This window comes from Pseudomonas sp. LS1212 (assembly GCF_024741815.1).
In the GTDB taxonomy this organism is placed as follows: Bacteria; Pseudomonadota; Gammaproteobacteria; order Pseudomonadales; family Pseudomonadaceae; genus Aquipseudomonas.
Genome location: NZ_CP102951.1, coordinates 4,924,697 through 4,937,053, shown reverse-complemented (window position 1 = coordinate 4,937,053; position 12,357 = coordinate 4,924,697). Strand labels below are relative to the sequence as shown.

Annotated in this window: 7 protein-coding genes; 5 read left to right on the top strand and 2 right to left on the bottom strand. The window is 60.7% G+C overall.

Annotated elements, in window-relative coordinates; genetic code table 11:
• Positions 1-2 precede the first annotated feature (2 nt).
• From NVV94_RS22995 to yjiA, 3 genes are all read left to right on the top strand, one after another.
• Entirely contained in the window at positions 3-2,069 is a 2,067-nt protein-coding gene (locus NVV94_RS22995) for a carbon starvation CstA family protein (protein WP_258444626.1), read from the top strand.
• Positions 2,070-2,087: 18 nt separating this feature from the next.
• Positions 2,088-2,288: a YbdD/YjiX family protein gene (locus NVV94_RS22990; RefSeq protein WP_258444625.1), complete on the top strand. Its 201-nt coding sequence runs from the start codon at positions 2,088-2,090 to the stop codon at positions 2,286-2,288.
• Positions 2,289-2,354: 66 nt separating this feature from the next.
• On the top strand, positions 2,355-3,326 hold the full coding sequence (gene yjiA / locus NVV94_RS22985; protein WP_408733432.1) for a GTPase: 972 nt from the start codon (positions 2,355-2,357) through the stop codon (positions 3,324-3,326).
• A 148-nt stretch (positions 3,327-3,474) separates the two neighbouring features.
• Here the strand turns inward: yjiA and glyA are convergent, their stop codons facing one another.
• Together glyA and NVV94_RS22975 are read right to left on the bottom strand one after the other, a co-directional pair.
• Entirely contained in the window at positions 3,475-4,728 is a 1,254-nt protein-coding gene (glyA, locus tag NVV94_RS22980; protein ID WP_258444624.1) for a serine hydroxymethyltransferase, read from the bottom strand.
• A 190-nt stretch (positions 4,729-4,918) separates the two neighbouring features.
• On the bottom strand, positions 4,919-8,767 hold the full coding sequence (locus tag NVV94_RS22975; protein ID WP_258444623.1) for a bifunctional diguanylate cyclase/phosphodiesterase: 3,849 nt from the start codon (positions 8,765-8,767) through the stop codon (positions 4,919-4,921).
• Positions 8,768-9,040: 273 nt separating this feature from the next.
• Between NVV94_RS22975 and ettA the strand changes: the two genes are divergently transcribed.
• Together ettA and gdhA are read left to right on the top strand one after the other, a co-directional pair.
• Positions 9,041-10,705 carry an energy-dependent translational throttle protein EttA gene (gene ettA, locus NVV94_RS22970; protein WP_258444622.1) on the top strand — a complete coding sequence of 555 codons (1,665 nt, stop codon included), beginning with the start codon at positions 9,041-9,043 and terminating at the stop codon, positions 10,703-10,705.
• A 313-nt stretch (positions 10,706-11,018) separates the two neighbouring features.
• Positions 11,019-12,356 carry an NADP-specific glutamate dehydrogenase gene (gene gdhA, locus NVV94_RS22965; protein WP_258444621.1) on the top strand — a complete coding sequence of 446 codons (1,338 nt, stop codon included), beginning with the start codon at positions 11,019-11,021 and terminating at the stop codon, positions 12,354-12,356.
• Position 12,357 lies beyond the last annotated feature (1 nt).

Sequence of the window (12,357 nt, the reverse complement as noted above, 5' to 3'; positions counted from 1 at the left end):
AAATGAAAAACAATAATAGCCCGCTACGCCATATACCCTGGCTGGTGCTGGCAGTCATAGGGGCGTGCGCTCTGGGTGTGGTGGCCCTGCGTCGAGGCGAGGCGATCAACGCCTTGTGGATCGTGGTAGCGGCGATTGCCATCTACCTGGTCGCGTACCGCTATTACAGTCTGTTCATCGCCACGCGCGTGATGGAACTCGATCCTCGTCGGGCAACGCCTGCGGTGCGCAACAACGACGGTCTGGACTATGTGCCGACCAACAAGCATATTCTCTTCGGTCACCATTTTGCCGCGATTGCCGGTGCCGGGCCCTTGGTCGGGCCGGTCCTGGCCGCACAAATGGGCTATCTGCCGGGTACGCTCTGGCTGATTGCCGGTGTGGTGCTGGCCGGTGCGGTGCAGGACTTCATGGTCCTGTTCCTGTCGACGCGTCGCAACGGCCGCTCGCTGGGCGACATGGTCCGCGAAGAAATGGGCCGCATCCCCGGCACCATCGCGCTGTTTGGCTGCTTCCTGATCATGATCATCATCCTCGCGGTGCTGGCGCTGATCGTGGTCAAGGCCCTGGCCGAAAGCCCGTGGGGGATATTCACCGTGATGGCGACCATCCCGATCGCGATGTTCATGGGCATTTACATGCGCTACATCCGCCCGGGACGCATCGGCGAGATCTCGATTGTCGGGGTGCTCCTGCTGCTGGGCTCGATCTGGCTTGGGGGCCAGATCGCAGCTGATCCTGTGTGGGCCAAGGCCTTCACCTTCACCGGCATCCAGATCACCTGGATGCTGGTCGGCTATGGCTTCGTCGCGGCAGTGCTGCCGGTCTGGCTGGTACTGGCGCCGCGCGATTACCTGTCCACTTTCCTCAAGATCGGTACCATCGTCGCTTTGGCGATCGGTATCCTGATCACCATGCCCGAGCTGAAAATGCCGGCGCTGACCCAATTCACCGACGGTACGGGCCCGGTCTGGAAAGGTGGCCTGTTCCCGTTCCTGTTCATCACCATTGCCTGTGGTGCGGTGTCCGGTTTCCACGCGCTGATCTCTTCCGGGACCACGCCGAAACTGCTGGATAACGAAACCAACGCCCGTTACATCGGCTACGGCGGCATGCTGATGGAGTCCTTCGTGGCCATCATGGCCATGGTCGCGGCTTCGGTGATCGAGCCTGGCGTGTACTTCGCGATGAACAGCCCGCCTGCCATCGTCGGTAGCGATGTGGCTTCGGTTGCCCAGGCCGTCAGCAGCTGGGGTTTTGCCATTACTCCTGAAGCCCTGCAAACGGTGGCCAAGGACATCGGTGAAACCACCATCCTGGCCCGTGCCGGCGGTGCGCCGACCCTGGCGGTGGGGATCGCGCAGATCCTGCACCACGTTCTGCCGGGTGAAAACACCATGGCGTTCTGGTACCACTTCGCGATCCTGTTCGAAGCGCTGTTCATCCTGACTGCTGTAGACGCCGGTACTCGTGCCGGGCGCTTCATGCTGCAGGATTTGCTCGGCTCGTTCGTGCCGGCACTCAAGCGTACCGAGTCGTGGACGGCCAACCTGATCGCCACCGCCGGCTGTGTGGCCATGTGGGGTTACCTGCTGTACCAGGGCGTGATCGACCCGCTGGGTGGCATCAACACCTTGTGGCCGCTGTTCGGTATCTCCAACCAGATGCTGGCCGGTATCGCGCTGATGCTGGCGACTGTCGTACTGATCAAAATGAAACGCCAACGCTACGTCTGGGTCACCATGTTGCCAGCCGTGTGGCTGCTGATCTGCACCACCACCGCAGGTTTCATCAAGCTGTTCGATCCTAACCCGGCGGTCGGCTTCCTCGCGTTGGCGGACAAATACAGCGCAGCGTTGCAGGCAGGGCAGGTGCTTGCACCGGCCAAGAACATCGATCAGATGCAGCACGTGATCTACAACGCCTACACCAATGCGACGTTGACCGGGCTGTTCCTGTTCGTGGTCTTCAGTATTCTGTTCTATGCCTTGAAGGTCGGTGTTTCGTCCTGGGGCAGCAAGGAACGCACCGACAAGGAAACGCCGTTCCAGGCGGTTCCAGATGCGTAAAACCAGAGGGTTGCAAACATGTTCAATGACCTGAGTCGCCTCGGTAAATACCTCGGTCAGGCCGCGCGCCTGATGGTCGGTATGCCCGACTACGACAACTACGTCGAGCATATGCAAACCAGGCATCCGGACAAGCCGCTGATGACGTACGAGGAGTTCTTCCGCGAACGTCAGGAGGCGCGTTACGGTGGTGGCAAGGGGTCTCCTCGCTGCTGCTGATTGACCCGTTGAAACGATGAACCTCGCGCCACGCTTGTCGTGGCGCGTGGCATTTTGGAGTATCCAATGAGTGTGTTGAACCCTATTCCCGTCACCATCCTTAGCGGCTTTCTCGGCGCGGGCAAAACCACGCTGTTGCGTCATCTGCTCAAGGCCGAGCACGGCTTGAAAATCGCCGTGATCGAGAACGAATTCAGCGACGCCGGTATCGACACGCAGTTGCTGGGTGACGAACCGGTGCAGGTGGTGACGCTGGCCAATGGCTGCGTCTGCTGCACCATTCACACCGATCTGACCAAGGCGCTATTCTTGCTGTTGGAGCGGCTCGATAGCGGTGAAATCGCCTTCGACCGCCTGGTAATCGAATGCACCGGCCTGGCCGACCCGGCCCCGGTGGCGCAAACCTTCTTCATTGATGAAGAACTGCGCGAGCGCTACATCCTCGACGGCATCATTACCCTGGTCGATGCCGCCCATGCCGATACTCACCTGAGCCAGACCATCGCCCAGGCGCAGGTTGGTTTTGCCGATCGCTTGCTGGTGAGCAAGACCGATCTGGTCGACAAGGCCACCTTTGATGCCTTGAGCGAGCGCCTGACGCGCATCAACCGGCGTGCGCCGATTCGCATCGTGGACCATGGCAAGATCGACCTGGCTGAACTGCTCGATGTGCGTGGCTTCAATCTCAATGATGACCTGGGCGGCGGCCTGTCGTTGCGTCCGGTGAGCAAGGCACCTTCGCTGGATCGGATTTCCAGCCTGGTGCTACGAACTGAACAGCCGCTGGATATCGACAAGCTCAGCGAGTTCATGAATGAACTGCTGGAAGCGCATGGCAAGCAATTGCTGCGTTACAAGGGGGTGTTGAATATTGCTGGCGAACCGCGACGGCTGGTGTTTCAGGGGGTGTTGAAGTTGTATGGCTTCGATTGGGATACCGAGTGGGCCGAGGATGAAGCGCGGGAAAGTGTGATGGTGTTTATTGCCGATGAGTTGCCGGAGGAGAAAATTCGGGCGGGGTTTGCTGGTCTTGTTTAGGCTTTAGGGCCTCATCGCGGGCAAGCCCGCTCCTACAGGCACCGTGCCCCCTTGTAGGAGCGGGCTTGCCCGCGATGAGGCCCTAAAGGGCACCACAATAAAAAAGCCCGGCTCAAGAGCCGGGCTTTTTTATTTCAACCAACCGCTATCAAGCACCGTATACCGGCAGCTTGGCGCAGATAGCCTTGACCTTTTCACGAACGGCGTCGATCACCGCTTCGTTGTTCAGGTCGGCCAGGATGTCGCAGATCCAGCCAGCCAGTTCCTTGCACTCGGCTTCTTTGAAGCCGCGAGTGGTCACGGCTGGAGTGCCGAAACGCAGGCCGGAGGTCACGAACGGGGAGCGTGGGTCGTTCGGCACCGAGTTCTTGTTGACGGTGATGAAGGCACGACCCAGGGCAGCGTCGGCGTCTTTACCGGAGATTTCCTGCTTGATCAGCGAGAGCAGGAACAGGTGGTTCTGGGTACCGCCGGAAACCACGTCGTAACCGCGCTCGATGAACACGCCGGCCATGGCCTGGGCGTTTTTCACCACTTGTTGCTGGTAAGCCTTGAACTCAGGCTGCAGCGCTTCCTTGAAGCATACGGCCTTGGCCGCGATCACGTGCTCCAGCGGGCCGCCCTGGGCGCCCGGGAATACGGCGGAGTTCAGCTTCTTCTCGATGTCGGCGTTGGCGCGAGCCAGGATCAGGCCGCCACGTGGACCGCGCAGGGTCTTGTGGGTGGTGGTGGTCACCACGTCAGCGAATGGCACCGGGTTCGGGTACACACCAGCGGCGACCAGACCGGCTACGTGAGCCATGTCGACGAACAGGTAAGCGCCAACCTTGTCAGCGATAGCGCGGAAGCGTGGGAAATCCAGCACTTGCGAGTAGGCAGAGAAGCCGGCCACGATCATTTTCGGCTTGTGCTCGACCGCCAGGCGCTCAACTTCGTCGTAGTCGATCAGGCCATTGCTGTCGATGCCGTACTGAACAGCGTTGTACAATTTGCCCGAAGAGGAAACGCTGGCGCCGTGGGTCAGGTGACCGCCGTGGGCCAGGCTCATGCCCAGGAGGGTGTCGCCGGCTTGCAGCAGGGCCAGGTAAACGGCGCTGTTGGCCTGGGAGCCAGCGTGTGGCTGGACGTTGGCGTAGTCGGCGCCGAACAGCTCCTTGGCACGGTCGATGGCCAGTTGCTCAACCACGTCGACGTATTCGCAGCCGCCGTAGTAACGCTTGCCTGGGTAGCCTTCGGCGTACTTGTTGGTCAGCACGGAGCCCTGGGCTTCCATGACGGCTGGGCTGGTGTAGTTTTCCGAGGCGATCAGCTCGATATGCTCTTCCTGGCGCTGAGCTTCTTGCTCCATAGCGGCAAAGAGATCGGCGTCGTACTTGGCGAGTGTCAAATCACGGCTGAACATGGCGGTCCTCAAGGATCGGGCAGAAAAGGGGGGCATTCTAACCCATCGGGTTTTATCTGGCATATGAAAGGACATCATGTCGCAGACAAGTGGCCTTCATTTGCTCGGGCCACTACCTGACATGACATGGAATGCTTCTGATAGGAGCGGCCCTTCGCGACCAGGGTCGCTCCTGCGGGGGCAGGTTCGATTATTCAAGTATAAACAACGCTTCATTACTGAACTGCGCCTCGAACCGGTCGGCCGTCATCGGTCGACCGAACAGATACCCTTGCACTTCGTCGCAACCATGCTCGCGCAGGAAGTCGAGTTGCTCCTGGGTTTCCACGCCTTCGGCAATGACAGCCAGGTTCAGGCTGTGGGCCATGGCAATGATCGCGCGGGCAATCTGCGCATCCTGTTCGCCTTCGGGCAGGCCGTCGACGAAGGTGCGGTCGATCTTCAGCACATCGATGGGGAACTGTTTGAGGTAGTTGAGCGAGGAATAGCCGGTGCCGAAGTCATCGACGGCGATGCTCAGGCCCAGGAACTTCAGGCTGTCGAGAATCTGCATGGCTTCGTTGACTTCGCGCATCAGGATACTTTCGGTCAATTCCAGCTCCAGGCACCCCGGCGGCAAGCCGGTGTCCCTGAGAGTGGTGGCGATGCGCGTACCCAATTGCCCGTCGGAGAACTGCCGGGCCGAAATATTCACCGACACCTTCGGTACCCGCACCTTGGCCTGCTGCCAGGCCTTGAGCTGGCGACAGGCTTCGCTGAGCACCCAGTCGCCGACATCGACCACCAGCCCGAGCTCTTCGAGCACCGGGATGAACTCCCCCGGCGGAACCAGCCCACGACGTGGGTGACGCCAGCGCAACAGGGCTTCGGCGCCGGTCAGGCGCTTGCCGTCGCCGCTGAACTGCGGTTGGTAATAGAGGATGAACTCTTGCTGCTCCAGGGCATGGCGCAGGTCGCTTTCCAGCTCCAGGCGCTCCAGGGCGCTGGCGTTCATATCGGCCTGGTAGAACTGGAAGTTGTTCTTGCCGCGCTCCTTGGCGTGGTACATCGCCGTGTCGGCGTTTTTCATCAACTGGCTCAGCTCGCTGCCGTCCTGGGGGCTGAGGGCAATGCCGATACTGGCGGTGACAAAGAACTCACGGCTCTCCAGCACGAAGGGTATGACCAGGCTGGCGAGGATTTGCTCGGCCACATGGATGGCGCGGTTCAGGGCCATTTCCCGGGTTGCGCGCGGTTGCAGCAAGAGGGTGAACTCGTCGCCGCCCATCCGCGCCACGGTGTCGTCTTCATGGACGCAGTCGAGCAGGCGTGTAGCCATGTCCTTGAGCATGCGATCGCCGGCCGCGTGGCCGAGCGAGTCGTTGATCGGCTTGAACCGGTCCAGGTCGAGGAACATCAGTACCACCCAGGACTTCTGCCGCTCAGCGTGTTGCAGCGCCGTGTGCAGGCGGTCCTGGAACAGGGTGCGATTGGGCAGGTGGGTCAAGGCATCGTAGTAGGCCAGGCGATGAATGCGTTGTTCGCTGGCCTTGCGCTCGCTGATGTCGCTGAAGAAGCACACGTAGCTGGCCAGGTCACCTTCGTCGTCGAACACGGCCGTTATCCCGACCCAGGCCGGGTAGTGCTCGCCATTGCGGCGCTTGAGCCAGACCTCGCCTTCCCAGCTGCCGCGCTGATGCAGTTGCCGGAGCACGTAGCGCAAGTGGGCTTCCTGCTGGTCATCGACAGTGAGCATGTTCGGCAGTTGGTCGAGCACCTGGGCGACGGCGTAACCACTGACCCGGCTGAAGGCTTCGTTGGCCTGGACGATATACCCGGCCGGATCGGTGATCAGAATGGCCGAGGTCGAGTGCTCGAACACCGTGGCGGCCATGCGCAGGTCTTTTTCCGCGCGGCGTTGCTGGCTGATGTCGCGGCCAACGCCGAGGATGCCCTCGAAGCTGTCATGTTCGTCCCAGACCAGGACCAGGCGCAGTTCGATCGGGATCTTGCGGCCATCGGCGCGCAGGCAGTCGAAGAGAAACAGCTGGGTCGGCACCTCATTGCGCAGCGCCGCCAGTTGTTCCGGGTCGCCCAGTGCTCGATAGATGCGCTCGATCAGTGCATGGATACCCGTCAGCTGTGCCGGGTTGGCGATGGTGGTCTGCCAGCCGTTGTCGAAAATCCAGTCGGCCCGATAACCGAGCACGGCCTGTACCGAAGGGCTGACGTAATTGAGTTGCAGGGCGTTGTCGGTGGAGAAGATCACATCGCTGATGCTCTCGGCGAGCATGCGGTAACGCTGCTCGCTGTCGCGTAGCGACTCGCTGGCCTCGATCTGGTCGGTGACATCCTTGGCCACGCCGATGATGCGGGTCACCTGGCCACCGTTGTCTCGCGCCAGGGCCTGCTCGCGGATATCGAAACGCCGCCAGCTCCGGTCGCTGTGACGAAAGCGTAGTTGGCATTGGAGCAGTTGCACGTGGCCACTGACGCGTTGCTGCTGGCGGATCCTGTGGTAGTGCTCGGCATCTTCAGGGTGCAGCAGGATCTCCCAGAAGTACTCGCCCATCTGTTGCAGTTCGTTGCGGTCGTAACCCAGTGTCTGCCCCAGATGATGGTTGCTGAAGATCATTCGCTGGCTGAGGACGTCCTGCACATATAAGTGATCGGGTACGGTGCGTACCACGTCCGACCAGAAGCCTTCCCGTTCGAGCAGTGACAGTTCGACCCGTTTGCGGCTGGTGATGTCGCTGATGCTGAGGATGACTGCCCGGTAATCGCAGCGATCTTCGGGGAACCGGACCATCAGCCAGAGATGTTGGTCATGGCCGTGGGCATCATGGAGCTTGATCTCGAGCTCCAGTTGGTTCTGGCGAGCGAGCAGGGCTTCGATCAACTGATAGCCGATGTCGCCGACGTCAAGGGGGTTGCCTTGGAGCAGAGACTTCCAGGCGCCCTCGCAGGAATCCACGGCCAGCAATTGCAATGCCACCTGATTGACCTCGGTGATCTTCACCTCGCGCAGCAAGCCGCTGTGCTGGTCAGGGTTGGCCTGTAGCCAGCGGTCGAGGTCCCCGCTCGATTGCAACCGGTTGCGTTCAAGGAAATCCGGCAGGCGGGAGAGATCCAGTACGCAAAGGGCAACGCCCGTCCCTTCGAAGATATCCTGATAACGCCGTCGTCCTTCATGCAGGGCTCGCTGGCGCTTGCGGATACTCAATAGCGCCAGCAATGGCAGCATCGCACACAGCAATCCGAACACGCATTTGCCGATGAGCGCCGGCAGCAATTGCTGGCGGGTCTGACTGACGTCGAACAGGCTGCGCAATTGCCAATCGCTGTTTATCAGCGTCGAGACGAGGACACTTTGATCCTGCTCATCGGTTGCAAGACTTGGGGCTGTTGGGTACCCCTCGTTGCTGCGGCTGACGACAGTGAGGCTTTGATGGTTTTCCAGTAACCACTTGGGTGTGGCGTCGTGTTTGTTCCCACGACTCAAGCGCGTGTAGAAGCTCGGGCCCAGCCGCAGCAACCAGTAACCGTTCGTCGCTTCGCCGGGTTGGCGTAGCAATAAGTAGATCAGTGAGCCATCGTCGGCATTGCTGTAGTAGTAAGGCTGGCCGGCACTGCGTTGAATGAGGCTGCTCATGGCAATGCTATCGGGGCTGCCGGGCAGGCTATCGCCGAGAATGCGAGATTTGCCGTCGATCCAGGCCAGGCTGCGCAACTCGGGAAACGCCTTGTGCAGTGCCTCGAACCGTAACTTGAACCCGTCAGGCGTGGTGCTCTGCGCTGGTGCAATGACCTGGCTTGATGCGAGTTGCGCGTTCAGGGCCATGTTCAGGCCCATGTGCTCGGCCAGGTTGATCGTTTGATCGATACGCTGCTGGCGCTGGTCGGCCTGGGTCTGGCGGAACTGGTCAATGACTTGCCAGAACAACAACGCAAGCAGCAGCAACACCAGCACGGCCAGCGCGCCTTTCAACGAGCCACGCAATGGCGAGCCGGTCGCGTTGCCTGGAGTGCGCAAGGATGACGGTTGAGTGGATTTGGTCAAACTGTGATCCTGCGGTATGACTGGCTGTGGCAGGTAGTATCGAGTTCGCCGCCGCCGGGGGGGCGCCCTGGGCGTAACGCTATGGCGCACTATATGATGCCGGACGCCCGAAGGGCGGCTAGCATGCCCTGAAGCGTGGCAAAGTGCCAGCGCAGTTCGTCGGCCAGTTTGCCCTGTCCCGCGCATTCCGGTAGCTTTGCCCTTCACGCGGGAGCTCCAGCTCCCAGGACCTGTCTCGCGCATTCTTCATCTGTCACTGACGCTAGGTTTTCCATGGCTCAATACGTATTCACCATGCATCGGCTGAGCAAAGTTGTTCCGCCGAAGCGGGAAATTTTGAAAAACATCTCCTTGTCTTTCTTCCCGGGCGCCAAGATCGGCGTACTCGGCCTGAACGGTTCGGGTAAATCCACGCTGCTGAAAATCATGGCGGGCGTCGACTCCGAGTTCGACGGCGAAGCCCGGCCGATGCCGGAACTGAATGTCGGCTACCTGCCGCAAGAGCCGCAACTGGATCCGGCCAAGACGGTCCGCGAAGTCGTCGAAGAGGCGGTCAGCGTGATCAAGGATGCCCAGGCGCGCCTGGACGAAGTCTATGCCGCCTACGCCGACCCGGATGCCGACTTCGACAAGCTGGCTTCCGAGCAGGCCAAGCTCGAGGCCATCCTGCAGGCAAGCGACGGTCACAACCTGGAGCGCCAGCTGGAAGTCGCGGCCGATGCGCTGCGTCTGCCGGCCTGGGAAGCCAGGGTCGAACACCTGTCCGGTGGCGAGAAGCGCCGGGTTGCCCTGTGCCGCCTGCTGCTGTCGGCCCCGGACATGCTGCTGCTCGACGAACCGACCAACCACCTGGACGCCGACTCGGTGGCCTGGCTGGAACACTTCCTCCACGACTTCCCGGGCACCGTGGTTGCAATTACCCACGACCGGTACTTCCTGGACAACGTCGCCGGCTGGATTCTCGAACTTGACCGCGGCGCCGGTATTCCTTACGAGGGCAACTACTCGGGTTGGCTTGAAGCCAAGTCCGCTCGTCTGGCCCAGGAATCCAAGCAACAAACAGCTCACGAAAAAGCCATGAAGGACGAACTGGAGTGGGTGCGCAAAGGCGCCAAGGCTCGTCAGTCCAAGTCCAAGGCGCGCCTGCAACGCTTCGAAGAAATGCAATCGCAGGAATTCCAGAAGCGCAGCGAAACCAACGAGATCTACATTCCGGCCGGTCCACGCCTGGGTGACAAGGTCATCGAGTTCAAGAACGTCACCAAGGGCTATGGCGATCGCGTGTTGATCGACAACCTGTCGTTCGCGATGCCTAAAGGCGCCATCGTCGGCGTGATCGGCGGTAACGGTGCCGGTAAGTCGACGCTGTTCCGCATGCTGATGGGCAAGGAAACCCCGGACTCGGGCAGCATCGAGATCGGTGAAACCGTGCAACTGGCCTGCGTTGATCAGAGCCGTGACGACCTGGACGGCGGCAAGACCGTATTCCAGCAGATTTCCGACGGTTCCGACCAGATCCGCATCGGCAACTACGAGATCCCGTCGCGCACCTACGTTGGCCGTTTCAACTTCAAGGGCGGCGACCAGCAGAAATTCGTCAAGGACCTCTCGGGTGGTGAACGTGGCCGCCTGCACCTGGCCCTGACCCTGAAAGAGGGCGGCAACGTCCTGCTGCTCGACGAACCGTCCAACGACCTCGACGTCGAAACCCTGCGTTCGCTGGAAGAAGCCTTGCTCGATTTCCCGGGCGCGGCCATTGTGATCTCTCACGATCGGTGGTTCCTGGACCGTGTGGCAACGCACATCCTGGCTTACGAAGACGATTCGCAGGCGGTGTTCTTCGAGGGTAACTACACCGAGTACGAAGCCGATCGCAAGCAGCGTCTTGGCGATGCGGCGTCGCAGCCACACCGTGTGCGGTACAAGAAACTGGCATAAGCCTTCGGGTTTTTTTGCACTGAAACGGGGCCTTTGGGCTCCGTTTTTGTTTGCGCGAAACTCCCCCTGTAGCCGCTGCCGCAGGCTGCGCTGAGGTCCGCAGGACCTCCGGTTTTGGCCGATCTACGCCTGCTTCGCACGCGAGCGCAGCCTGCGGCAGCGGCTACAGGGGCGTGTGATCAGAGTGTATACATTTATACAAATGCACCATTTAATTTCACAAATGCGACACTTCGCACTGTCATAGTGCGATTCGAATTGCTAAAGTTCCGGCAAAATTTCCCTTACGACAATAATTTGCCGAGACCCGTCCATGATCGAATCCGTCGAACACTTCCTCGCTCGCCTGAAAAAGCGCGACCCTGACCAGCCGGAATTCCACCAGGCTGTCGAAGAGGTACTGCGTAGCCTCTGGCCCTTCCTGGAGGCCAATCCGCACTATCTGCAGTCGGGCATTCTCGAGCGCATGGTCGAGCCGGAGCGGGCTTTGGTGTTCCGGGTTTCCTGGGTCGACGACCAGGGCAAGGCCCAGGTCAATCGTGGGTTCCGCATCCAGATGAACAGCGCCATCGGCCCCTACAAGGGCGGCCTGCGTTTCCATCCTTCGGTCAACCTTGGCGTGCTGAAATTCCTCGCCTTCGAGCAGGTCTTCAAGAACTCCCTGACCTCGCTGCCCATGGGCGGCGGCAAGGGCGGTTCGGACTTCGATCCCAAGGGCAAGAGCGATGCCGAGGTGATGCGCTTCTGCCAGGCCTTCATGAGCGAGCTGTACCGGCATATCGGTGCCGATGTCGACGTGCCGGCCGGTGACATCGGCGTCGGTGCGCGTGAAATCGGCTACATGTTCGGCCAGTACAAGCGCCTGGCCAACCAGTTCACCTCGGTACTGACCGGCAAGGGCATGAACTATGGCGGCAGCCTGATTCGCCCGGAAGCCACCGGCTTTGGCTGTGTGTATTTCGCTGAAGAAATGCTCAAGCGCAGCGGTCAGCGGGTCGAGGGCAAGCGCGTAGCGATCTCGGGCTCCGGCAACGTTGCCCAGTACGCGGCGCGCAAGGTCATGGACCTGGGCGGCAATGTAATCTCCCTGTCCGACTCCGAAGGTACACTGTACTGCGAAGCCGGGCTGGACGAAGCGCAGTGGCAAGCACTGATGGAGCTCAAGAACGTCAAGCGCGGACGCATCAGCGAGTTGGCCGAACGCTTTGGCCTGGAATTCCGCGCCGGTGAGCGGCCATGGAACCTGGCCTGCGATATTGCCCTGCCGTGCGCGACCCAGAACGAACTGGATGCCGAAGACGCCCAGGCCCTTCTGCGCAATGGCTGCGTGTGCGTGGCCGAGGGGGCCAACATGCCGACCACCCTGGCGGCCGTGGATATCTTTATCGAGGCCGGCATCCTGTTCGCCCCGGGCAAGGCTTCCAATGCCGGTGGCGTGGCGGTCAGCGGGCTGGAAATGTCGCAGAACGCCATGCGCTTGCTGTGGACGGCCGGTGAAGTGGACAGCAAGCTGCACAACATCATGCAGTCAATCCATCACGCCTGCGTGCATTACGGAGAAGAAAACGGCCGTATCAACTATGTCAAAGGCGCCAACATCGCCGGCTTCGTCAAAGTCGCCGACGCCATGCTGGCCCAGGGTGTGGTTTAAG